The organism is [Ruminococcus] torques ATCC 27756 (genome assembly GCF_000153925.1).
GTDB classification, from domain to species: domain Bacteria; phylum Bacillota; class Clostridia; order Lachnospirales; family Lachnospiraceae; genus Mediterraneibacter; species Mediterraneibacter torques.
Map to the genome: position 1 here is coordinate 1,700 of NZ_DS264346.1, position 26,149 is coordinate 27,848.

The following is a 26,149-nucleotide window of genomic DNA, read 5'->3' on the forward strand; positions in this document are numbered from 1 at the left end:
AAGAGGTAGGTCGATGGATTACCAGGTGGAATTTCCTGTGCTATCCTGTAACAGGATCTGTGGGGACGCAAGACAGAGAGCACAAGCCGGGAATAGAAAAGACCGGTGCAAGCGAGGTAGGAGTACATCAGGCAAATCCGGTGTGCAATCCGAAGACGTGATGCGGATCGAAAAGAAGTAGAGAAGTGTGTGAGCTGGCTGCCAAGAAAAGCCGCTATTGTTTACAGGATACCCGTACCGTAAACCGACACAGGTGGATGAGGAGAGAATCCTAAGGCCGACGGGAGAAGCATTGTTAAGGAACTCGGCAAAATGACTCCGTAACTTCGGGAGAAGGAGTGCCATGCGAATGGCCGCAGAGAATTGGCCCAAGCAACTGTTTAGCAAAAACACAGGTCTATGCGAAACCGAAAGGTGAGGTATATGGGCTGACGCCTGCCCGGTGCTGGAAGGTTAAGGGGAGAGGTTAGCGCAAGCGAAGCTTTGAACTTAAGCCCCAGTAAACGGCGGCCGTAACTATAACGGTCCTAAGGTAGCGAAATTCCTTGTCGGGTAAGTTCCGACCCGCACGAAAGGCGTAATGATTTGGGCACTGTCTCAACAATGCACCCGGTGAAATTGAAATACCAGTGAAGATGCTGGTTACCTGCGCCAGGACGGAAAGACCCCATGGAGCTTTACTCTAGCTTGATACTGGGATTCGATATTGCATGTACAGGATAGGTGGGAGACTAGGAAGTGGTGACGCCAGTTGCCATGGAGTCAATGTTGGGATACCACCCTTGCAGTATTGGGTTTCTAACCAGCAGCCGTGATCCGGCTGGGGGACAATGTCAGGTGGGGAGTTTGACTGGGGCGGTCGCCTCCGAAAGGGTATCGGAGGCGCTCAAAGGTTCCCTCAGAATGGTTGGAAACCATTCGAAGAGTGCAAAGGCAGAAGGGAGCTTGACTGCGACACCGACGGGTGGAGCAGGTACGAAAGTAGGACTTAGTGATCCGGTGGTATAAAGTGGGATTGCCATCGCTCAACGGATAAAAGCTACCCTGGGGATAACAGGCTTATCACTCCCAAGAGTTCACATCGACGGAGTGGTTTGGCACCTCGATGTCGGCTCATCGCATCCTGGGGCTGTAGTCGGTCCCAAGGGTTGGGCTGTTCGCCCATTAAAGCGGTACGCGAGCTGGGTTCAGAACGTCGTGAGACAGTTCGGTCCCTATCCGGCGTGGGCGTAGGATATTTGAGAGGAGCTGCCCTTAGTACGAGAGGACCGGGGTGGACTGGCCGCTGGTGTATCTGTTGTATTACCAAGTGCATAGCAGAGTAGCCAAGCCGGGAAGGGATAAACGCTGAAGGCATCTAAGCGTGAAGCCCCCCTCAAGATGAGATATCCCATAACGTCAAGTTAGTAAGACCCCTTGAAGACGACGAGGTAGATAGGGCAGAGGTGGAAGTGTGGTAACACATGGAGCTGACTGTTACTAATAGGTCGAGGGCATAACCAAAGCGGAGATAGGCAATGGATGAAAAAAGATTCTTTGTATGTAGTTTTCAGGGTATAACCTGAATTAAAAAGTGGCCCAGTGGCTCAGTTGGTTAGAGCGCCGCCCTGTCACGGCGGAGGTCGAGAGTTCGAGTCTCTTCTGGGTCGTTATGTGGGGTCTTAGCTCAGCTGGGAGAGCATCTGCCTTACAAGCAGAGGGTCATAGGTTCGAGCCCTATAGGTCCCACTTTAAAAAAATAAGGATGGATTCCCGAGTGGCCAAAGGGGACAGACTGTAAATCTGCTGCAAATTGCTTCGGTGGTTCGAATCCACCTCCATCCATTTAATTATACTTCTGAATATACATTATAAAAGAAGTAAACACGCCGATGTGGCTCAATTGGCAGAGCAGCTGATTTGTAATCAGCAGGTTATCGGTTCGAGTCCGATCATCGGCTTGATCTCAATAGAGATAATTAATTTCATATCGCGGGATGGAGCAGTCTGGAAGCTCGTCGGGCTCATAACCCGAAGGTCGCAGGTTCAAATCCTGCTCCCGCAATTTACACAAGTATATTGTGTATAAGCCCAGATAGCTCAGTTGGTAGAGCAGAGGACTGAAAATCCTCGTGTCGCTGGTTCGATTCCGGCTCTGGGCATTTTCCTTGTAATTAAAAGGAATATAATTGAATAAGGGCGTGTAGCTCAGTTGGTAGAGCACTTGACTTTTAATCAAGTTGTCCGGGGTTCGAATCCCCGCACGCTCACTGTGAATGATAGCGGGAATACTATGATTGAATAGTGTTCCCGTTATTTGTATTGGCGGCATGTTACCGTTTGGCGATATAGAATCATTTTAGTAGACATAAACTTTTTTAGTGTCTACTGTTTTTACTTGCAAAAAATGGTCAGAAAATTATATAATATGGATATTGGTACTGGATATGAGCTCATATGGATGAATCATCATATGGATATGGTGCAAAACACAGTCGTTTGCCCTTCGGAAGAGGAATAAACAGAGTATATAAAAATATATTATGTGTAAGAAGGATGAAATGATGTTATGAAAGTTATTATTGCAGATTACGATGAAGAAGCTATCCGTCTTTTTGAAGAACAATGCAAACAATTTTCATATGTAGAGCTGAGCGGGAAGTTTAATGATTCTGCGGAAACGCTTAAATATGTTTCCAGACATAGAGTGGAAGCGGCTTTTATAAATATCGAATTAAATGGTATGGACGGACTTCAGCTCGGAGAAAAGTTACGGGAATTAAATCCTAAAATAGTTCTTGTATTTTTTATAGAACATACAGAATATATATTGGAGGCACTTCGGATAAAAGCGGATGGTTATATGATCAGGCCGTATACTATGGAAGATTTAACATGGACTATGGGAAATGCAAAACTTCTCAGTCGGCGACAGAAGAAGCCGGCATATATTAGGACATTTGGCCGATTCGACTTATTTATTAATGGAGAACTTGTGATATTTTCCAATAAAAAGGCAAAAGAACTGCTTGCGTTATGTGTGGACAATAAAGGCGGAGTTGTGACAATGGAAGAAGCCGTTGACAAACTCTGGGAGAATCGTTTGTACGATGAAAAGGTAAAAAATCTGTATCGCAGGGCGGTTATGGATTTGAATAAGATATTCAGTACATATGGGATTAAAGATGTATTTGTTAAGAAACGGGCTGCCTGTTGGATTAATTATGCCAATGTGGACTGTGATTATTATATGTGGATAGAAGAAAATATATTATCCGGTACAGGGAAAAGTGTTAGAAGCGGCATTGATACCCGGGGGGGGGTATATGACGGAGTATTCATGGGCTGAAGAAACAAATGCCCGAATCAACAGGTATAAATTCAGGGAAGATAACTAAAAACAGAGAAAAAGTAAAACCGATTTATTGTAGAAATTATTAAAATTTCGACAATAGATCGGTTTTTCACATATAGTGGATTATTAATGCGGAAAATGTGAAAAAGTAAAAATATAATAGCTTGAAAAAGGAGAAAATGGCAAGTTATTCACACTTTGTTAACGTATGATTTTATATGCTGTTGAAAAGATGGAGCTATTTTGCATTATTTAGAAAAAATATGTAAGGGGAGTGATGAATTTAGTGAAATGATGTCAAATACTCCATTGATTTTATATAGATTGATGCAGGGTTAATAGGAATATAAATAATTCTGTAAATAAGCAAGAAAGGAAAGATAGTGACTATGAGGAAAAAGAAAAATAGTAAACTGCGTTCAGCGCTGGCGATTTTTCTTGCCGGGGCTATGGTGCTCGGAATGATACCCGGTGGTATGGGACAAGTCTATGCCTCAGATTCGACTCCGACTCCGGCGGTAGCGTTTGATGAAACCTCTGTGTCAGATCCGTCTACTGTGGATACTTGGAATCAGGTTGTAAAAGATTCGACAGAAAACATCGGACGTATCTGGACAGATAAAACAGTACTCACAGAGGATATTCAGCTTGAGGGCGGAAGCAGACCAAGTGTCAAAAAAGGCGATTCTGATTTCTTAGTTGGATTATCGGCATTGTCATCTACATCGAATACAGTAAAGACGGTTAGCAGACCGTTGGATATCGTACTGGTAGTAGACACGTCAGGTTCTATGGAAAATTCACCGCATATGGGAACTAGGCCTGAGAGTGAGCGATATCGATATGAAGAGATATATGCAGGAAATCTTAGTGAAACAGAAGATCAAGAATATTACACAAAGGATGGAGGCAAAATTACTTCTGAAGGTCAAAAAATTCTGTTTTGGTGGGAATTTACGCACTGGGAATTAAATGGACAAACGGTCGAGCCGAAGATATCCGCAGAAGATTCCAATCCAAATCACATCCAATTTTACGAGAGAAGAGATTTGGGAACAAATATTACGAAGCTGCAAGCTCTGCAAAATGCAGTAAATAACTTTGTGGAACAAACAGCTAAAATGAATGATTCCATTGATGATATAAAATTACAGCATCGAGTTTCCCTTGTAAAATTTGCAAGTGATGAAAGTGACAACATTGGAAATGATTTTATAAATAACAATTATAATCGTTCACAAATTGTAACGGAATTAAAGTCTTACACAACGAAAAATATTTCGGACTTGACCTCAACAGTGAATAGTCTGATTGCAGCAGGAGCAACTCGCGCAGATTTTGGATTGAATCAGGCGCAGAGAGCATTTCAGCTTGGAGGAACCAGAGAAGGGGCGCAGAAAGTTGTCGTTTTCTTCACAGATGGTCAGCCGACGTCGAATAGTGACTGGAGTAACAGTGTTGCAGCTGCCGCCATTACGAACGCAAAAGAGTTGAAGGATGCGAATGCTTTGATCTACAGTATCGGCGTGTTCCGGGATGCGAATCCGAACGATACAAATACAAGCGCTGGTAACTTTAACGGATATATGCATGCGGTTTCTAGCAACTATCCGGATGCGACTGCTACAAGCAGTACACGACCTAATCGCTATTCTTGTACATTAGGAAAACGCACAGATAATTCTGATTATTATAAAGCGGCAACGGATGCAGATGAATTGAATAATATATTTAATGAGATTTCATCGGATTTGGAAACAGGATTTGGTTTTCCGACACAGACAGAAGGGTATGATCCGGGTAAGGTAGGATATATTACATTTACCGATCAGCTCGGCGAATATATGCAGGTGGATGAATTTAAGAGTTTGGTCTTTGCAGATCAGATATTCGATCCGGTAGGAGAACCGGTTACTGAAAACGGTGTTACTACATATAAATATGAAGGAAGTGCAACAGGAGATACAGAACTTTATCCGAACGGTAATGTAAAAGATATTATCGTTCAGGTGAAGAAAGGGGCAGACCTGAAAACCGGTGATACAGTTACAGTACAGATTCCGGCAGGTTTGATCCCGCTTCGTCACTTTACGTTAGATACAGACAGTGACGGAAATAAAACGATGGATATACAGGAGGCATATCCGCTCCGTATCTTCTATGGTGTCAGCATCAAGCCGGAGGTCCGGGAAAGAATTGCCGACGGACTAAACCCGAATGATGCAGATGACGAGGCGCTTCAGCAATATCTGAACGCTCATAATGAGAATGGAGTTCCGTATTTCTATTCAAACTATTATAACGGACAATACATAGATCCGAATGGAAAGACATTGGGCAATACGACTGCTTCTTTCCAACCGGCAAAGAAAAATACATTTTATTATTTTACAGAAGATACTCCGATTTATACAGATAAAGATTGTACAATGGCAGTAAAGAACGAGCCGAGTGCGGATCAGACGTATTATTATAAGAGACCGTATGTGCAGTTAAACGGAGGTCAGGTTGAAGAAATCGACGGCAAGGTAGCCTTTACGGGATCAAACTTCCAGCAGGCAAGTGCGAACTTCGGTATAAATGACAAGGGAGAATACTTTATCAAGTCCGGTTCTGCACGATTGACAAGAATCGATGCGTTGATAGATGATAAAACAGAGAACATAACAAATACGGCGGATGTAGTGATCGATCCGATTTGGGATAATATCAATAATCCCGATTACTTAAATGTTTATCTGGGAAATAACGGAAGGCTTGCGCTTGAGCTTCCGGGCGCTCTTGCAATCAGCAAAGATGCCCGCGTGGCAGCGAATAAAAATCTGAATGCGGATGAAATATTAAAAGATAAAAAGTTCACATTTGAGATCAGTATTCCGTCTATGAAGGGAAAAACAGTCAAAGCGGAAGTACGAAATGCGCAAAATGAAATTCAGGGAAAAGCATTTGAACTGGAATTTGATAAGACCGGAGCTGCCAAGTATCAGATTAAAGATGACGAAACGCTGTATATTCATGGATTGGATAAAGATGCGCAATATACCGTAACCGAAAAAGAACTGCCGAAAGGATTTGAACTGACGGCAGTTGATAAAAAGGCGGACGCAAAAGAGGCGGCTGGAACGATCGTTTCAGGAAAATCTGTAAAACATGTGTTTGAAAATACATATGACGTAGATGAAATCACGCTTGCCGAAACTGATTTCGCAAGTTATGAGAAACAGTTTGACCGGTGGGATATTGCAGATAAGTTCCGAATCGAATTGATTCCGACAACAGAAGGAGCTCCGCTTCCGAATGGAGCTGCTGATGGTAAAAAAGGCGTTGAGGTAACAGAAAAAAATTCATCAGGAAACTTCGGAGAGATCACATTTTCTCATCCCGGAGTATATGAATATGAAATTCAGGAGAAACAGCCGGCAAGTGCAATACCGGGAGTTATATATTCTCTGGCATCCTATACATATCGGGTAACGGTGACCGATAATGGAGACGGAACATTATCCGCTGTGGCAGAAATGGAAAAAACGGCTAATGACGACGGGGCGTCAGTAGGAAATACGCCGATTCCGGTTGAGAATAAAACAGCGGTATTTGTAAATGATTTCCATGCAGATTCCGCAACGACATCTATACTTGCAAAAAAAGTGTATGCAGATGAAAGCGGAGCGAATCCGTTGAAAAACGGAATGTTTGAATTTAAACTCAAAGCGACCGGAGACAACGCAGAGCAGGCGCCAATGCCGACCGGAGAGAAGGATGAAAATGGTTATATCCATGTAGTCAACGTCGGAACAGGAATTACATTCGGTAACATGGTGTTTACAGAGGAGAATGTCAGTGATACACCGTGGACGTATGAAATTGCAGAAGTGATTCCGGAAACTGCGGTTAATAATGGAGACGGAACTTATACTTTAAACGGTATAACTTATAAGGCACAAACATATTCCGTATCTATTATGGCAAAGGCACAAGGTTCAGGCGAGGATGCGTATATTGTCATAGAAAAGACATACAGCAAAGCAGAAGGAGCAGTTGCTGAAGATCAGGTTGTATTCAACAACAGTTATGAACCGAAGCCTATAGTACTTCCGGGTGAGGGAGAATCAGCGGTACAGGGAAGAAAAACTTTAGTCGGACGCGATTCTCTTGTGGATGAAGAGTTCTCCTTTACATTGAGTGCTGCAAATACCGCAGCAAGAACCGGTCTTAAAGAAAATTTCATTATCTTCAATGGAGATACGGCTCAGGATACGATGCAAAAAACGGTGAACGGACTGACGAATAATCAGGCTGCAACATTTGATTTTGACAGTATCGAGTTCAAACGTCCGGGAACATATGTATTTAGTGTAGTAGAAAATGCCCCGGAAAACGGAAACGGAATGGTATATGACCGACATACAGCAAGAGTACGGGTTATTGTGACAGATGAGAACGGAGAATTAAAGGCAGAAACAGCTTACTATAACGGTGAAGGCGTAGATACTGATGCGGCTGCATTTGTCAATCTGTATACAGCGTCTGCAACTTACGGAACAGGCGCGGAACTGATTGTAGAAAAGACGTTATCCGGCCGTGCTCTGAAAGCGGGCGAATTTACATTTAAAATCGAGGCGGCAGACAGTGATACTGTAAATGCTGAGACAGCGGATGCTAAATTGTCAGATTCTGACAGAGAATTTACAAACACATCAGGAGCGGCAGACGGTGTTGCATCTCGGATCTTTGACAAATTGTCAGGGGTGACCTTTACACAGGATGATGCAGGAAAGACGTTCAGCTACGTTCTTTCAGAGGCAGCAGGAAATTTACCGGGAGTTACATACTCAAAGGACACATATCGCTTTGATATTACGGTAGTAGATAACGGCGACGGAACGATGCATACAGAAACGAAAGTTACAATGCAGGGAGATGGTGTGACAGCAGAAGCTCATCATGATAGTTCAGACGGAAGAGATACGATAGTAGCAGGTTTTACGAACGGATATCATGCAGACAGCGTGGAAGTAGACTTCACAGAAGCGGCAGCATTGTTCCACAAACGACTGGTTGGACGCGACTGGAAAGAAGATGATTCGTTTACATTCAATCTTACGGCAGAAGATGGAACTCCAATGCCGAAAGATACGGAAGGCAATGATGTAACAAGCGTTACTGTATCACAGAAAGGCGGAACGGAAGATGGTACGGATGTACCGTTTGGATTCGGAAAGGTCACATATGATACAGTCGGAAAGTATTCCTACACTGTTACAGAAGAGAATGCAGGACAAACCATTAACGGAGTGACTTATAGTAAGAATGAGGCAAAAATAATAGTTGATGTTTCTGATCCGGGAAATGGGCAGTTGACCGCAAATATACAGTCCTATAGTACGATATTTATTAATGAATACGGCGCTTCTCTGAACCTCGGAGCGGCAGGCGGACTTGCAATTACAAAAACAGTGACAGGTCATGCATTAGCGAAAGAGCAGTTTGAATTTAAGGTAAAAGCGGTTAAGACAGACACTGCTACAGCAGATGAAGCGGCAGAACTCTTTGGATTTAAAGAGGGAGAGACAGAGGTTACATTTAAGAACAACGAAGCGGCGGCAGATGGACAAACTGTAACCATGTTAAAAACAGATACGAACTTTACGTTGAAGAATCTGGGTAAAGTATACAAATATGAAGTATCGGAAATGAATGATAAGAAACCGGGATATACATACGATGATACTGTTTATACAGTAGAATTATGGGTAACAGATGATGGAGACGGAACATTAACGCTTCATACAAAGGTGACAGATGAAAAAGGCAGTGTCATAAGCGAAGAGACAAGCAATGAAACAGATCAAAAGCAGACTGTTCTCGCATTCAACAACAGCTATGCCGGAAGCGGTGTTCTTGACGGATCAGCAAATCTTGCAGGAACAAAGAAGATGGATGGTCCATGGGAAGCAACCGACAAAGATTTATCTGGCTTCCGGTTCACTATCACGGGCGGTGACGAAGCAACGAATGCGGCAATTACAGCAGGCACAGTTGTATTACCGCAGAGTGTAACGGCAACTTCTGATGCAGACGGCAACTTCAACTTTGGAGATATTACCTTTAATGAGAAGGGAACTTACAAATTCACAGTCAGTGAAGTTGTACCGGCAGAGGGAGACAAGATTCCGGGAGTTGCCTATAATGCAGAGACGGTTACGATTATCGTTAATGTTACGGATAATGATGACGGAACATTAACAGCGGCGCTGGCAGAAGGATCACAGGAATTAATATTTACGAATACTTATGCAACAACGCAGGATGCAACATTTACGCCATCCGTAGTGAAGGAGGTAAAGGGGCTTAATGCGAAAGAGATCTTTACATTCAAGCTGAGCGCAGCCGATGAAGCAACGAAGGCGGCGATTGACAGTGGAACACTGACCGGAATTGGAACGACGGCAGATCTATACAGCTCAGAGAAAACGACAACTAAACTGATTCCAAAGGATGGAACAGAGCAAGTAGACTTTAATGCGCTGACATTTAAGAAAGCCGGAACTTATAAGTTTACCGTTCAAGAGACCAATGCAAATGCACCGACAGGATGGACGTATGATTCTCATACATATGAGATTATTATTAAAGTAACAGACCAGGATTCTGTATTGAAGGCAACACAAGAGATCAATGCTGACGGGGTGACCAATTCACAAATCTTCATCAATAAATTTGAAGCATCGACAACTTACGGTGATGAAGGCGGACTGAATGTTACAAAGACATTGAATGGACGTACACTTGCAGCAGATATGTTTGATTTCACAATTACCAGTGAAGCAACTGACAGTGTAACTGCAGAAGAAGCAGAAGCAAAACTTGCAGAGGCTGATAAGAGCTTTAAGAATACTGCACCAGGCAAAGACGATGTCGCGGTGATGAGTAAGCTTAGTGACGTGAAGTTTGATGAAACAGACATTGGTAAGACATATCAATACTCCGTTCGCGAGGCAGCAGGCACCGATACAAAGTATACGTATGATCAAGTATCAGCGACCGTTGCAATTACGGTACAGGAGAAAGACGGAGAACTGTATACGGTAACAACCGTAACCAAGGGAGACGATAGTAAGGAATATAGTTCGGCAGAAAGTAAAGCTACAGCAGTAGCGCCGTTCGTAAACAGCTATACACCGGATATCGTAACCATTGAGCCGGGAGCATTTGCCGGAAAGGTAACGAAAGTTCTGAAAGGAAACCGTGACACAGGTTTAGCGGCAGGTGAATTCAATTTCCAAATGAAGATTACACCGGCAGATGATACAAGCAGCATGGACAATGTTGTACTTCCGGAGGGAGCAGTTGGAGATACAATCACATCGGCAAACGCGGCAGACGGTTCTGTAAGCTTCGGAAATATTCAGTTCAAAGCGGCAGGAAACTATCATGTAGAGATTACGGAAGTAGTTCCGGAATATGCTGATCCGAATATGACGTATGACAAGCATACCTTTAGCTATGACATTGCAGTGACTTATAATGCGGCGGAGGGAACGTTGTCAGCGAAAGTCGCGGATGGAAGTCAAGCAGGAAGCGCGACATTTACTAATATTTACGAGGCGGAAGACGCGAAGGATGTTATTAACACAGAAGAGCCGTCCACGTCCGTAAATGGCAAGATTGTCGGTGTCGGCGATCAGTTGACTTATACTATCGACTGGGTAAATAATGCAGTAGATGAAACAGGCGCTCCTGCGAAAGCGGAGGTGAAGATCACAGATATTGTACCGAAAGGTACGGAATATGTAAGCGCAGATACGAATGGAGTTTATGAAGAGACTTCAAAGACAATCACCTGGACGCTTGGCGAGCAGGAAGCAGGAGCTTTCGGAACGGTAAGTTTTGTAGTAAAAGTGCTTGACAGCGCAGGCGGAACAGCGGTAGAAAATACGGCAGAGATTACCATTGGAGACAACGATCCAAATCAGACCAATACAGTTACCACGAACGTTCCGGGCAAAGATTCTGTAGTAGAAGGCGACGGAGAATTACAGGTCGGCAAGGTTTTGACCTATACCATTTCCTATAAGAACCCGGAAATTGAAGCGGCGACAGTTATCATTACAGACAGCATTCCGGAAGGTCTTGATTATGTAGACGACAGCGCGGGCGAATATGCATCGTATAACGCAGAGACACGTATGCTGACATGGAAGATTGCAGATGTTCAGCCAGGAGCAGACGGAACGGTTACATTTGATGCTAGAGTAAATGAAAGCGCCGAGACAGTAGTTGAGAACAAAGCGACGATCCAGATCGGCGAAAATGGACCTGAATATGAGACGGATACCGATCGGAAAGAGATTTCGAAAGATGGAAATCTTTCCATCAGTAAAACCATCGTACTGACAGAAGGTCAGGGCACAGGGATCGACAAAGAGAAAGAGTTTACATTTATAGTAGCGCTTAAGGATGCCAAAGGTACGGCATTGACGAAAGAATATGCTTACGCCGTAACAGGCGAAAGCGGAGAGGAAATCAAGAAAGGTAATGCTGCAGACGGTACCGAGATTTCCTTCCAGCATGGACAGAAGGCAGTGATTACCGGACTTCCGGCTGGCGCGCAGTATACGGTAACTGAAAAAGAAGTTGACGGATACACCACAACTGTAAACGGAAACGCCGGCAATGCGGCAAGCGGTACGATTACTTCAAATACAACTGCAGAAGCAAACTTTACGAATACGTACAGCGTGGCAGGAAGTCTTAGCGGAAGCGAAGCGCTTAAAGTGACGAAGGAACTGACAGGAAGAAAATGGCTTGATACAGATACGTTTAGCTATACGTTGACGGCAGCGGATGAAGCGACAGTGGAAGCCATTGAGAATGGATTTATCACGCTTCCGGAAAATGCAGGCGGACTTGAGATTACAAAAGCATCTGCAGGACATCAGGCGGCATTTGGAGATATCCAATTTACGATCGCCGGAACGTTCAAGTTCAATGTTACGGAGCAGCCAAGCGGTATCGCCGGTATTACGGACGATCAGGAAGCGGAAAGAACTGTGGTTGTGAAAGTGACAGACAAGAAAAACGGAACGCTCGAAGCAGCCGTTGTCGAAGGCGAGAGTGAGAATCTGACCTTTATCAATACATATGGCGCAGGCACAGGAGACGAGGATATCGCGGCGAAGATCGAGGCGTCGAAGAAACTGACCGGACGTGATATGAAGGCGAATGAGTTCCGATTTGAAATTGTGACAAGAGCGGCAGAAAATCCGGAAGGATTCAAGGAAACTTTCGCAGCGGCAGGAACGAATACAGAAGCTGCGGAAGGAGCGGAAGGAGCAGTAAAATTTGCAGGAAATGACGGCGCTCTGACGTATACGACGGAGTCGCTTGATCAGGCAGTAAAAGACGGATATGCCGTAAAATCTGAAAATGATGACGGTTCGGATGTATGGACGGTCAGCTATACCGCAAGAGAGATAACAGACAAACTTCCGGGCGGAGTAACCGCAGTAGAAGGAAAGACGTCTTTCGACTTTACGGTCGTAGTGACAGATCGTACAGATGGAACATTAACTGCACAAGTACAGCTTCCGGAAGGCGGTATTGTATTTGAAAATGCTTATACTGCCGAAGACACAGAGGTCAATACAGATCCTGCGGACGCAAAATCATACTTTAATAAAGTGCTGACAGGGCGCGGTTGGTTAGGAACAGACGAGTTTACATTTACCATTACGCCGCAGGATGGCGCGCCGGCGGCGGAAGACGCGGCGGCAGACGGTACGAAAACAGTAACAGTAACGTCTGACAGTGCAAAAGCAGGAGAAGCTGTTCTGTTTGGTTTCGGAAAGATCCGGTTTACAGATGAGGATATGAACGGAGCTGCCGCAGGACAGGATGGAACAAGGACGAAAGAATTCCGTTACACAGTGAAAGAAAATCCGCTTCCGGATGGAAAGATGACGGGAGTGACGATCGACGGACATGAGGCGACATTGAAGATCACAGTATCGGATAACCTGGAAGGTAAATTGGAAGTAACAAACATCGCCTCCGAAAACGGAACATTTACAAATGAGTACAAATCCCAGCTTGATTATGCGGCGGCAGGAGGACTGCAGATCACGAAGGCGCTGAACGGAAGAGATATGGAAAAAGATCAGTTCACCTTTACAGTGACGCCGAAAGCGACGGAAGGAAGCACGACTGCGGAAGAAGCGGCGGAAAAATTCGGACTTGCGAATGCGGCAAATACATATAAGAATGAAGCCGCAGAAGCAGGCGCAGTGACGACGATCAACGTACTCGACGGAAAGAACGTTACATTTACGCAGGCAGACGCAGGCAAGACGTTTACCTATGAAGCGGCGGAGACGGCGGGAACAAATACAGCTTATACGTATGATACAGATGTAAGAACCGTAACAGTCAAAGTAAAAGATAATAACAATTCGACGCTGACGGTAACGACACGGGTTACGAAAGTAAAAGACGGTCAGGAAGTGATCGTGGACGAGCAGGAAGTAACAACAGGAGAAGTCGGTCAGAAAAAAGCGACTATATCGTTTGTAAATACATACAACGACGAACCGGTCGAGCTTGGCGGAGAAGGAAGCGTGAAGATCAACGCGACAAAGACGCTGGCAAACAGACCGCTGACAGACGGAGAATTTACGTTTAGAATATTTGATAAAAAAGGAAATCCGGTTGTCGGCAAAGACGCCGAGGCGACAGGTACGAACGCGGCGGACGGAAGCATTACGTTTGCTCCGGTAAGCTACGATACAGACAGACTAATGGCAGATGTGAAAGCAGGAATCGCATTCGTAGACAAAAAGTCTCAGGCTCCGGCATATGTCTACACATATGACTATACGGTGACGGAAGACAACCCGTCCGGCGGAGTGACAGGTATTGCGACGACATTTGCGATCCAGGTGATCGTTACAGACCGCGGCGACGGAACGCTGGCGATCGAAGTGAAATATCCTGACGGAAAAGATTCGCTTCCGTTTGAGAATGTATACGGCAAGTCTGCAAATGCAGAGATCGCGCTGAACGGAAAGAAAGTATATGAGAAAGAATCCGTCAACGCGCCGGATATAGCAGGAAAGTATACATTTACGATCACAGGAACAGATGAACTTGGAAATCCTGCGCCGATGCCTGTAAAAGACGGCAAAGTCGTGACAGAGACGACGAACGATGCGGCAGGAAATATCGATTTCGGAAAACTTGTCTATACGATGGAAAATGTATTTGGTTCAGCGGAAAGTCAGGATGAGCAGACAAATGCAAATCAGGATGTGGAAGCAGGAGAAGACCCGGCGGATACAAATCAGAATGCGGAAGCAGGACAAGACCCGGCGGCAGCCGATACAGCGGAAGATAAGACGGCGGCAGAAGATGCGGCAGACGCGGCAGAAAACGCGGCGTCAGAAGAAACGGCGGGAGACGGAACAGAAGGAACGAAAGCGCCGGAAACAGATGAAACAGACATTGAAGCAAACGGCGGATCGAACGCCGGATCAAGCGGAGAAGATCAGGACAAAGAAGCGGCAGGAGCGGCTTCGGCGGACGGCGGAAACGTCGTTGATCAAGCCGGAACAATGAACGCGCAAGAAGCAGGTCAGGCGAACAGATTCAGCGAGCCTCGGACAAAAGTTTATACTTATAGAGTGACAGAGTCCGGCAGCATGGCGGGCGTGACGAACGATTTGGCGGCTGCGGAAGGAAAGACGTTTACAGTAACCGTGACAGACAACGGCGACGGAACGATCAGCGCCGTTTCCTCATGGCAGAATGATTTCGCATTTGAGTTTACAAACACATACCGTGTAAATCCGACAGATTACAGTGTGAATGAACATATCAGCATCAAAAAAGAGCTGACTGGACGTGATCTGCACGAGGGAGAATTTACATTTGAACTCATCGATGAGTCCGGAAATGTTGTGGCTTCGGCAGTGAATGAGGCGGACGGAACGGTTCGTTTCGGAGCTCTGCATTACACAGAAGCAGGCACATACAATTATGTGATCCGCGAGGTGGAAGGTACAGCCGGAGGCGTACAATACGATTCGGCAGAGCATACGGTGACTGTCATTGTGACAGATAACGGCGACGGTACATTGAGCGCGAAAGCAGAGACGAAGAGCGGAGAAGATATGAACGGCATCGTATTCCGAAATATCTACGAAGCTCGTCCGGCGTCGGTAACGCTCGGAGCTTCCAAGACTTATAAGGGAGCGGAGCTGAAAGACAAACAGTTTACGTTCGTGCTCAAAGACAAGGATGGAAACGTTGTGTTTGAAGCGAAGAACGGCGCAGACGGACAGGTTATGTTTGAGACGCTGATCTATGACCGGGCGGGCGTATATGAATACACAATTTCTGAGAAAAATGATGGGCAGAAAAATGTAACATACGACGAAACCGTATACAATGTAACGATTACGGTTACAGACAACGGAAAAGGCAATTTGATCGCAGAGGCGGTATACGGAGACGGCAGGACGCCGCAATTCGTTAATACATATGTGAAACCCCAAAATCCGGTGAAACCGGAACAGCCGACCCCGACTGTAAAACCACAGAATCCGGGAGCGGTGCAGACCGGAGATCATAATTCGTTTGCGGGAACGCTGGGAATGGCGGCGCTTGCTTTAGCGGTGGCAGCAGGTGTTATGATCAGAAGAAAGAAAAAATCATAAAATAACGTGATTTTGGAAATGAGAGCAGCGGCAGAGGATGCCGCTGCTTTTTTGTATATAGCCATAGTCAATCATAAAGCTCTGTGTTAGAATAAAGCAGTGATATGACGATGTAAAGAAACAAGAGAAAAGAACCGATGTACAGAGGACAGGGTGACCGGAGGGATATGATGGAGCATTTATATAGAAAATTAAAGGAATATGCGAACACGGGTTATTATCCGTTTCATATGCCGGGGCATAAAAGGAATACTGCGCTGATTGGATCAGAACTTCCATATGAACTGGATATCACAGAAATCGACGGATTTGACGATCTTCATCATTCGGAGGGGATACTGAAGGAACTGCAGGAGTATGCGGCGTGCGTATATCATGCGGAGGAAACGCATTACCTTGTGAACGGGAGCACAGTCGGGCTGCTGAGTGCGGTTATGGGAAGCACAAACTCGGGAGATTGTATTTTAATGGCAAGAAACTGTCATAAATCGGTCTATAACGCAGTCTTTATGAACCAACTTCATCCGATTTATATTTATCCTGAAAACGGAGCAATAAATCCCGGTGAAGTTAAGCGGATTCTTGAGGAAAATCCGAATGTGAAGATTGTTGTCATTACATCTCCGACGTATGAAGGCGTTGTTTCGGATGTTGAGCGGATTGCCGGAATTGTTCATGAAAAGGGCATTCCATTGATCATGGATGAGGCGCATGGGGCACATTTCGGGTTCCATCCGTATTTTCCAAAGAACAGTAATACTTTAGGGGCAGATATCGTTATTCATAGTCTGCACAAGACGCTTCCGTCGTTGACTCAGACTGCGCTGCTTCATATGAATGGAGAGCTGGCTAACAGAACGGATATCAGAGAGTACGTCCATATGCTTCAATCGAGCAGTCCGTCATATATACTTATGGCAGGAATAGACGAGTGTGTTCGTTTCGTGGGAGAGAGAAGCTCAGATGTTTTTGACAATTATGTGAAGCGTCTGGAATCTGTAAGAAAGAGAATAAGCAGGCTTTCTGTGTTGAAACTGATTGAGACGGAGAAGTATGACAGGTCGAAGATAGTAACTGCGGTTGGGAATCATGGCGATGAAGACATAAATAGGTTTACAGGAAAACAATTATATGACGTTTTGAAAGATAAATATTTACTACAACCGGAGATGGCATCAGGCTCATACGTTGTTTTGATGACTTCGCCGGCAGATACAGACGAAGGGATGGAGCGCCTTGTGTCTGCATTGGAAGAAATTGACGGCGAACTTGCAAAAAGAGATAAGTATGAAAGAAATAATTCTCTGGCGCGATATATAGTGCAGGATTCAGATACATATCAATATATATTGAAGGACAAGAAAGAACGGGATCATCAGAAGAATATATATATCTATAGTCCGAGCGAGACGAAACGACAGCGTTTAAAAAAGGGATGCGAATCTGTTGAATGGAAAATGTGCGGCGGAAAGGTCGCGGCAGAATATGCCTATATTTATCCACCGGGGATCCCGCTGATCGTTCCGGGAGAACGGATCTCAGAGAAAATAGCGGAAGAGATGTCCGAGTATGAAAAAATGGGATTTCGGATTGAGGGAACAAAGGTGAAAGGAAAGATTGAGGTATTGATAAATGGGTAAAATTTATTGTGTGATGGGAAAGAGTTCTTCGGGAAAGGATACTGTTTATAAAAAGTTAAAAGAGCAATATAAAGAGTTTCGTTTGATTGTTCCCTATACGACCCGTCCGATCAGAGAAGGCGAAAAAGACGGCGTCGAATATTATTTTGTGGATCCGGAACAGTTTCGTGCGATGAAGGAGGACGGGAAGGTGATAGAGTCCCGGTCTTATAACACAAAGTGCGGAATATGGACTTATTTTACTGCGGATGACGGGCAGATCGATCTAAGCGCCGCAGATTATCTTTTGATCGGAACGCTCGTGTCATATCAGGCTTTGCGGGAATATTTCGGAGAGGAGGCGATCGTGCCGGTTTATCTCGAAGTGGAAGACGGACTGCGGCTTGCCCGCGCGCTTGAGCGGGAACGCAGACAGGAGAAGCCGAAATATGCGGAGATGTGCCGCCGTTTTCTTGCGGACGAGGAGGACTTTTCGGAAGAAAATCTTATCAAAAGCGGGATTACAGAGCGGTTTGGCAATGAAGATTTCACAGAGTGTCTGAATAAAATACAAAGATATATTGAAGAAATAAGATAGATTTTATCAGTTTTTATGAGATTTCACTCTTTTGTAATACCTTTTAATTTAAAATTGTAGTACAATAGGAGTATGTCTTGAAAGGGAAACGTCTTCTGAGAGGCATTTTGGAAAATTAATTTTAAGAGTGCAGGTGATATGGATGAGTGGTTTTAAAGACGTAGTAGGACATAAGAATATTATTAAGTACATTCAGAACGCAGTGACTGCGGACGCAGTTTCTCATGCGTATATTTTGAATGGCGAGAGAGGTTCAGGGAAGAAGCTGCTTGCGAATTTGTTTGCCATGAGCCTGCAATGTGAAAACCGGGATGAAGACGGCGACGCCTGTGGAAAATGCCGTTCGTGCAGGCAGGCGGCAGGCGGAAATCAGCCGGATATTATCCGGATCATGCATGAGAAACCGAATACGATCGGAGTAGGAGATATCCGTACGCAGGTGAATGACGATATTATGATCCGGCCGTACAGCAGCAAATATAAAATCTATATTATAGCAGATGCGGATATGATGAGCGTGGAGGCGCAGAACGCGCTTTTGAAAACAATCGAAGAACCGCCGGAGTATGCCGTTATCATGCTTCTGACGGAGAATGCGGAGACACTTCTTCCGACGATCCGTTCAAGATGTGTTATGATGAAGCTTCGCAATATTAAAGATCAGCTCGTGAAAAAATATCTCATGGAGCAGTTGGAAGTGCCGGATTATAAAGCAGATGTCTGCGTTGCTTTTGCTCAGGGAAATATGGGGAAGGCGATCATGTTGGCAAACTCCGAATATTTCAATGAGATTAAAGAGGAAGTTGTACATTTGCTGAGAAATATCGACGAGATGACAGTTCCGGATCTGATGGAAGCGGTAAAACGCTGCATGATATATAAGATGGAGATCAGCGATTATCTTGATATGATCGCGATATGGTACAGAGATGTGTTGATCTATAAAGCAACAAGAAGTGTGGATCGGGTCGTGTTTTCCGATCAGATGAAATATATTCGGGAGCGGGCGAAGAAGAGCTCATACGAGGGGATTGAAAATATTCTCGATTCTCTTGAAAAGGCAAAGGCAAGAATGAAAGCGAATGTAAATTTTGAGCTGACGATGGAACTGCTCCTGCTGACGATAAAGGAGAATTGACAAAATGGTAAAAGTAATCGGAGTCAGATTTCGTACTGCCGGGAAAATTTATTTTTTTTCTCCCGGACAGTTTGATATTAAGCAAGGCGACAATGTGATCGTGGAAACTGCCCGCGGCGTAGAGTTCGGGCGAGTTGTAAGCGGAGTAAAAGAAGTTGCCGAAGAAGATGTGATCCAGCCGTTGAAATCAGTGATCAGGATTGCGACTGAGCAGGATCAGAAAGTTGTAAATAAAAACAAACAGAAAGAAAAAGAGGCGTTTAAGATCTGCCTTGAAAAAATCCGTAAGCATGGACTGGAAATGAAATTAATCGACGTTGAGTACACTTTTGATGGGAATAAGATATTATTTTATTTCACAGCAGACGGAAGAATTGATTTTAGAGAGCTTGTAAAAGATCTTGCCGCAGTATTTCGCACAAGGATCGAACTTCGTCAGATCGGAGTGCGTGACGAGACGAAGATCCGCGGGGGGATCGGTATCTGCGGGCGGCCGCTTTGCTGCAGCACATATTTGACTGAATTTTCCGCTGTGTCGATTAAGATGGCGAAAGAACAGAATCTGTCTCTGAATCCGACGAAGATATCAGGTGTGTGCGGAAGGCTTATGTGTTGTCTGACGAATGAAGAAGAGACGTATGAGATGCTTAACAGCCAGCTTCCGTCAGTCGGGGATGCGGTTACGACAAAAGACGGACTTACAGGAGTTGTCCATTCATTGAGCGTTCTGCGCAGATTGGTAAAAGTAATCGTAAATTTGGAAAACGATGAGAAAGAGATCAGAGAATATATGGCGGATGAGCTGAAATTTAAACCGAGACGAAAGAAACAGAAAGTTACAAAAGAAGAGATGAAGCAGCTTGCGGAACTTGAAAAGGAGTAGGTAGCGGCATATGAGCGGACAAAAGAAGGGGAAAGAAGCGGTTCTTTTTCCGGGCGAGCGACTGGATGATCTGCAGCTTAACGGTCTTGAATTGATTCAGGATCCGAAGAAATTCTGTTTTGGCGTAGATGCTGTTTTTCTTTCGGATTTTGTGAAAATAAAGGCGGGGGAGCGGGCTCTTGATCTGGGAACAGGGAACGGGATTATACCGATACTGTTGTCTGAAAAGACGCAGGGACGTCATTTTACAGGTCTGGAGATTCAGCCGGAGATGGCAGAGATGGCTCGAAGAAGTGTAGACTATAACGGTTTAGAAGATAAAGTGGATATTGTGACAGGCGACATCAAAGAGGCGGCGGAAATATTTAAGCCGGCCTTTTTTGATGTGATCACGACAAATCCGCCGTACATGATCGCAGATCACGGACTTCGCAATCCGGCGGACGCCAAGGCGATCGCACGGCATGAGGTGCTTTGTTCACTTGATGATATTTTGCGGGAGAGTATGCGCCTTTTGCAGGATAAGGGAAGATTTTATATGATACACCGTCCATTCAGGCTGACGGAGATTATGATTAAAATGAATTATTATAAAATTGAGCCGAAACGGATTCAGTTTATTTATCCGTATCTTGATAAAGAGCCGACGATGGTAATGATAGAAGGCGTACGCGGGGCAAAGCCGCGTATCACGGTAGAACCGCCGCTTGTGATTTATAAATAAAAAGAAATGAAAAGGTAAAATAAATAAGAATTAAAAAGATATAAAAAAGAAATGAAAAAACAAATAAAGAAATAAAAAAATAGACAACAAGAAAAGAAAACAGAAAACAAAAAGAGACGAAGAGAAAAACAGGAGGGAAAGATGGCAGGAACTCTCTATTTGTGTGCGACGCCCATCGGGAATTTAGAAGATATTACATTTCGAGTTCTTCGAGTGCTTCGGGAGGCAGATCTTATCGCGGCGGAAGACACACGTAACAGCATTAGGCTTTTGAATTATTTTGAGATTGAAACGCCGATGACGAGCTACCATGAATACAATAAATTTGATAAAGGAAGAGTGCTTATAGAGAAGCTTTTGGAAGGAAAAGATATTGCGCTTATTACAGACGCGGGAACGCCCGGGATCTCCGATCCGGGAGAAGAGCTTGTACGTATGTGTTATGAAGAAGGGATTACGGTTACTGCTGTTCCCGGAGCTTCGGCGTGTGTGTCTGCACTTACGATCTCGGGACTTCCGACAAGAAGATTTGCGTTTGAAGCTTTTCTGCCATCAGATAAAAAAGAGCGGGAAGCTGTCTTAAGTTGTCTGGAAAAGGAACAGAGGACAATCGTTTTGTATGAAGCTCCGCACCGTCTTATCAAAACATTGAAGATGCTGGGAGAGCGGCTCGGCGACAGGCGGGTAAGCGTATGCCGGGAACTGACAAAACGGCATGAAACTGTGTATAGATCGACTCTTTTGGAAGCGGTTTCTTATTATGAAGAAAATCTTCCGAAAGGGGAGTGCGTTCTTGTAATTGAAGGATTGAGCCGTGAAGAGATCGAGCAGGAAGAGCAAAAGAAGTGGAGTAATCTGTCGATCGAAGAACATATGGAGTATTATCTGTCGCAGGGAATCGATAAAAAAGAAGCGATGAAGAAAACCGCAAAAGATCGAGGAGTGCAGAAAAGAGAAATTTATAACTATCTTGAAAAACTAAAAAGTGGTGAAGGAAACTAAAAAATAACCGATACCGGAGGTTATCCGATATCGGTTATTTTGCCGTCTTTCATAAATACGATCTTTTTGCCTAATGTGCGGGCTTCCAAAGGATCGTTTGTTACATATAAGACGGTAATTTTAAGTTCTTCGTTAATTTCGAGAATATCACAAAGCATCTCTTTTCTTCGTTCAGGATCTTGACGCGCAAAATCTTCGTCTACGAGGAGGACTTTCGGCTGGCAGACAATCGCGCGTCCGAGAGCGACTTTTTGCTTGTCTCTTTCAGAAAGCGCCTTGATCTTCTGCCCCAGAACTCCTGAAATCCCGAGAAGTTTGGCGGCATCGTTTACACGGCTGTCGATAATGTTGCGGGGAAAATCCCTCAGACGCAGACCGAGCGCCATGTTGTCGTAGGCGTTAAAATGCTTGTAAAGCGTATAATTTTGGAACGCCATCGCAAGCCGTCTGTCACGCGGCAAAATATCGTTTAATAATTCATCACTGAGATAAATCTTACCGGAAGTGATATCCTCTAATCCGCCGATCATGCGGAGGATCGTAGATTTTCCGCATCCGCTGGGACCGTGAAGAGTAATGAATTCGCCGTTGTCAACACGAAGACTGACATCATTGACGGAGACGAAACCGTTTGAGTAAATTTTCGATAAGTGTTCTAATGTCACACTTGCCATAAAAACACCTCCATGATCACATTATAGTAATATATTAGCATAAAGCGCCTCGGTCTACAATCCTAAACAAAAACCGATGTTCAAATACCGAACCGACGTTCAAGTCTTAAGCCGAGCCATACTCAAATCTTAAATCGGACCGACGTTCAAGTCTTAAACCGAACCATATTCAAAGCCTTAAATAAAACCGGCACTTAGATGCTGCTCAGGTTATGCGAGGAGGACGCTTGCGGCAAGTCCCGCGAATGTAGCGATAAGCGCACCGGCGAGCGTGTAGCGGGATTTTTTGATTCCGGCAGTCATAAAGTAAACACTCATCGTATAGAAGATTGTCTCTGTACAAGACAGCGAGATCGATGCGATCATACCAAGACGGGAGTCTGTGCCGAATTGTTTGAAAATATCGAGGAGGAGTCCTGTCGCTGCAGACGAAGAGAACATTTTTACGATAGTAAGCGGAACGAGTTCGCCGGGAAAACCGATCCTTCCGGTAAAGTTTTCAAGCAGACCGGAAATGAAATCAAGGAACCCGGAAGCGCGGAGTATTCCGACGGCCGCCATAAGTCCGATAAGCGTCGGCATGATCCGAACGACTGTAAAAAAACCGCTTTTTGCTCCTTTGATAAATGTTTCGTAAACATTGACCTTTGCGGACAGACCGTAAACGATGATGCTTAGTATAAGGAACGGAACAATATAGTTTGAAATATAGACGAGAAGCTGCATAATAAACCTTCCTTTACAGAATGTACGGATTATTTGATTATATGTACGGCAGGAAGATCCATTCCTAAAATAAGAAAAAGCAATGTATATTAAGGCCGGATATAACATAGGATGCAGTAAAAGAAGATTCGGGGGTTATTATGCCGATATGGAAATGTAACGGCAAAGAGAAAGTAAATAATAATCAAAAGAAACGAATATATTTCATAATTTTGAATCTTTTGCTCGTTATAATACTTGTATTTTCTGTGGCGTCAGTGGGCGGATGCTCAATGGAGAGTAAGCAGGGAGCAAAAGGTGCGAAAAGCGCAGGAAAAAGGCAAAGTGAAGATGCAAGATTTGAAGAATACACGGCGGAACTATTCTGCAAAGAAGTGTCGGCAAATACAGTGAGTCTGCATTATACGCTTAAAGCGCCGGAAAAATATGGGATTGAAGCAACTGACGCTACATTCGGTCAGTTTGAAAGAGAGCCGGAAGCAGTCAAGGCGGCGGCGGAAAATATGCGTCAGGCTCTTCTTGGATTCAACTATGATGATCTTAACGTACAAAATAAGATTACATATGACATTTTAAATTATCGGTTAAAGCTGATGAAAAAGAGCGCGGATTATACAATGTATGAAGAACCGCTCGGGCTTGTAAGCGGAGTGCAGACACAGCTTCCGGTAGTTTTATCAGAATATCGTTTTTATGATAAGGAAGATGTGGAAGTATATCTGGCGCTTGTAAGACAGACGGAAGAATATTTTGAAGAGATCATGATATTTGAAAAGAAAAAGGCAGAGATGGGTTTGTTCATGCCGGATCAGGCGGTGGAAACAGTGATCGGGCAGTGCCGCGCCTTTTTGGAAATGGGGAACGGAAATTACTTGTATTCGACGTTTGCAGATCGAGTGATGGAATTAAATACATTGACAGAGAAAGAAAAAAGTGACTATATACAGGAAAATGCACTTGCAATATCCGATTATGTGTTTCCTGCGTATGAGCGTATGACGGAGGAACTGGAACAGCTCAAAGGATCGGGTAAAAATGAAAAAGGTCTTGTATATTTTCCGAAGGGGAAGGAATATTACGAACTTCTTGCCCGGCAGTCAACCGGTTCAAGACGTTCGGTAGAGGAACTAAAAGATTTGACACGCAGACAGATAAACGAAGATCTTACGGCGATGGAGCAAGTGCTCGGTCTGACAACAAAGGAAGCTAAGGAAGCTGCGGCGGTGATCACAGATAAAAAGGCAGAGCAGATATTGGAACAGTTAAAAGAAGGATCGAAAACTGCGTTTCCGGAACCGCCTCAGACAAAGCTGGAAGTAAAGTATGTTCCGGAGGCAATGGAGGAACATCTAAGTCCTGCGTTTTACATGATACCCGCGATCGATAATTCACAGCAAAACGTGATCTATATTAACAGGGCGCGCATGGGAAACGATATGACGCTTTTTACGACACTTGCTCATGAAGGATATCCGGGACATCTTTATCAGACGATTTATTATGAAAGTACGCATCCTGATCCAATCAGAAGTCTTCTTGATTTCGGCGGATATGTGGAAGGATGGGCGACTTATGCGGAAATGGGCAGTTATTATCTGATGGGGCTTTCCAAAGAGCAGGCGACCCTTTTACAGAAAAACGCCTCTATCATACTGGCGCTTTATGCCCTTGCGGATATCGGAATCCATTATGACGGGTGGAGCGTCGAAGATACGGAAGCATTTTTTAAAAACTACGGGATTACAGATAAAGATGCAGTCGGCGAAATCTATAAGCTGATCCTCGGTTCGCCTGCCAACTATCTGAAATACTATATCGGGTATGTAGAATTCCTTGAATTAAAGAAAATGTGGGTTGACGAGAAAGGAAAAGATTTCTTACAAAAGGAATTTCATTCGGCTGTGCTGAAAATCGGACCTGCGCCGTTTGAAATAGTTGAAGATTATATGTGGAAAATGTAAGAATCAATTCCCTTTCAGTAATCTGTCGATCAGCCTGGAAGCATCGCTTCGTGAAAGCGTTTCCGGATTATAAGAGAGCGCTTCTGCATTGCAAGAGAACGCTTCTGTATTATGAGAAAACGTTTTTTTATTTTTTGTCAGACGTTCAAGAAGAGCAAGCTGTTTTGGTGTGGCAGGCTGAGGCTTCCTGATCTTATATGTAAGCTGCGACGGTTTGAACGTCTTTGGATTGTCAGGTTCAAAATAATGGGAGAGCGTCTGATATAATTTGGCAGTTGCAAGCGCGTCAAAATAAGCGCGGTGGGCTGCCTTATTTTCTATTTTATAATGTTCGCATAAAGCGCTAAGGCTTTTGGATTCTAGTTCGGGATGCACTTTTTTGGCGATTTTTAAAGTATCGATCCCCATTTTTTCAAACGGAAGTCCTTCACGGGCAGCCGTACACTTTGTAAAACTGTAATCAAAGATGATGTTGTGACCTATGAGAATATCTTCTTCGCAAAAATCAATAAAGTCTGTGATAACAGAACGGGCGGGACGAGCAGATGCGACCATATCGTTTGATATACCGGTTAGGCCTGTGATGGCGGGCGAAATGAGTTCCTGCGGTTTGATAAATTCCATAAAGCGTTCGCTGACTTTTCCGTCTCTGACTTTTAAAGCGCCTATTTCTATAATTTCATTGTTCATCGGATCTAACCCTGTTGTTTCAAGATCGAAGGCGATATAAGATTTTAACATTATAGTTCGTACTCCTTTTCGGGTGTATGTAAGCAG

12 protein-coding genes, 7 tRNA genes and 1 rRNA gene (1 of these 20 only partly in view) are annotated in these 26,149 nt (G+C 44.3%); 17 read left to right on the forward strand and 3 right to left on the reverse strand.

Annotated elements, in window-relative coordinates:
- From RUMTOR_RS13225 to rsmI, 16 genes are all read left to right on the forward strand, one after another.
- Positions 1–1,503: ribosomal RNA gene (locus tag RUMTOR_RS13225) — 23S ribosomal RNA — on the forward strand; it begins 719 nt to the left of the window's first position.
- A 72-nt stretch (positions 1,504–1,575) separates the two neighbouring features.
- A tRNA-Asp gene (locus tag RUMTOR_RS04675) sits at positions 1,576–1,649 on the forward strand.
- A gap of 6 nt (positions 1,650–1,655) precedes the next feature.
- Positions 1,656–1,728: transfer RNA gene (locus RUMTOR_RS04680), tRNA-Val, on the forward strand.
- A 14-nt stretch (positions 1,729–1,742) separates the two neighbouring features.
- Positions 1,743–1,824 (forward strand) — tRNA-Tyr (locus tag RUMTOR_RS04685).
- Positions 1,825–1,867: 43 nt separating this feature from the next.
- Positions 1,868–1,940: transfer RNA gene (locus tag RUMTOR_RS04690), tRNA-Thr, on the forward strand.
- 30 nt (positions 1,941–1,970) lie between these two features.
- A tRNA-Met gene (locus RUMTOR_RS04695) sits at positions 1,971–2,044 on the forward strand.
- A 24-nt stretch (positions 2,045–2,068) separates the two neighbouring features.
- A tRNA-Phe gene (locus RUMTOR_RS04700) sits at positions 2,069–2,141 on the forward strand.
- A gap of 35 nt (positions 2,142–2,176) precedes the next feature.
- Positions 2,177–2,249: transfer RNA gene (locus tag RUMTOR_RS04705), tRNA-Lys, on the forward strand.
- A gap of 299 nt (positions 2,250–2,548) precedes the next feature.
- The gene (locus tag RUMTOR_RS04710; RefSeq protein WP_004845978.1) at positions 2,549–3,328 is read left to right on the forward strand and encodes a response regulator; all 780 of its coding nucleotides are present in this window, start codon (positions 2,549–2,551) and stop codon (positions 3,326–3,328) included.
- A gap of 395 nt (positions 3,329–3,723) precedes the next feature.
- Positions 3,724–16,047 (forward strand): Spy0128 family protein, encoded by a 12,324-nt coding sequence (locus RUMTOR_RS04715; protein ID WP_044997989.1) that lies wholly within the window; start codon positions 3,724–3,726, stop codon positions 16,045–16,047.
- A 170-nt stretch (positions 16,048–16,217) separates the two neighbouring features.
- Positions 16,218–17,687: an aminotransferase class I/II-fold pyridoxal phosphate-dependent enzyme gene (locus tag RUMTOR_RS04720; protein ID WP_044997994.1), complete on the forward strand. Its 1,470-nt coding sequence runs from the start codon at positions 16,218–16,220 to the stop codon at positions 17,685–17,687.
- The gene (locus RUMTOR_RS04725; RefSeq protein WP_004845982.1) at positions 17,680–18,264 is read left to right on the forward strand and encodes a guanylate kinase; all 585 of its coding nucleotides are present in this window, start codon (positions 17,680–17,682) and stop codon (positions 18,262–18,264) included. The genes RUMTOR_RS04720 and RUMTOR_RS04725 overlap by 8 nt, the downstream gene beginning before the upstream one ends.
- A gap of 142 nt (positions 18,265–18,406) precedes the next feature.
- Positions 18,407–19,402: a DNA polymerase III subunit delta' gene (gene holB, locus RUMTOR_RS04730; RefSeq protein ID WP_004845983.1), complete on the forward strand. Its 996-nt coding sequence runs from the start codon at positions 18,407–18,409 to the stop codon at positions 19,400–19,402.
- Positions 19,403–19,406: 4 nt separating this feature from the next.
- Complete coding sequence (locus RUMTOR_RS04735) at positions 19,407–20,285, forward strand: PSP1 domain-containing protein (protein ID WP_004845984.1); 879 nt, start codon at positions 19,407–19,409, stop codon at positions 20,283–20,285.
- Positions 20,286–20,295: 10 nt separating this feature from the next.
- Positions 20,296–21,009, forward strand: coding sequence for a tRNA1(Val) (adenine(37)-N6)-methyltransferase (locus tag RUMTOR_RS04740; protein ID WP_004845985.1), 714 nt, complete (start codon positions 20,296–20,298; stop codon positions 21,007–21,009).
- Between the two features lie 141 nt (positions 21,010–21,150).
- Positions 21,151–22,011 (forward strand): 16S rRNA (cytidine(1402)-2'-O)-methyltransferase, encoded by an 861-nt coding sequence (gene rsmI / locus RUMTOR_RS04745; protein ID WP_004845986.1) that lies wholly within the window; start codon positions 21,151–21,153, stop codon positions 22,009–22,011.
- A gap of 20 nt (positions 22,012–22,031) precedes the next feature.
- On the opposite strand, the gene RUMTOR_RS04750 is transcribed toward rsmI, so the two are convergent.
- A complete protein-coding gene (locus RUMTOR_RS04750) occupies positions 22,032–22,685 on the reverse strand; it encodes an ABC transporter ATP-binding protein (RefSeq protein ID WP_004845987.1) in 654 nt (217 codons plus the stop codon).
- A gap of 210 nt (positions 22,686–22,895) precedes the next feature.
- Positions 22,896–23,411, reverse strand: a complete 516-nt coding sequence (locus RUMTOR_RS04755) for a spore maturation protein (RefSeq protein WP_004845988.1) — start codon at positions 23,409–23,411, stop codon at positions 22,896–22,898.
- 140 nt (positions 23,412–23,551) lie between these two features.
- Here RUMTOR_RS04755 and RUMTOR_RS04760 point away from each other — a divergent pair, with 140 nt between their 5' ends.
- On the forward strand, positions 23,552–25,372 hold the full coding sequence (locus RUMTOR_RS04760) for a DUF885 domain-containing protein (RefSeq protein ID WP_004845989.1): 1,821 nt from the start codon (positions 23,552–23,554) through the stop codon (positions 25,370–25,372).
- Between the two features lie 3 nt (positions 25,373–25,375).
- Here the strand turns inward: RUMTOR_RS04760 and RUMTOR_RS04765 are convergent, their stop codons facing one another.
- Positions 25,376–26,113, reverse strand: coding sequence for a 3'-5' exonuclease (locus tag RUMTOR_RS04765; RefSeq protein WP_009242537.1), 738 nt, complete (start codon positions 26,111–26,113; stop codon positions 25,376–25,378).
- Between the last annotated feature and the right edge of the window lie 36 nt (positions 26,114–26,149).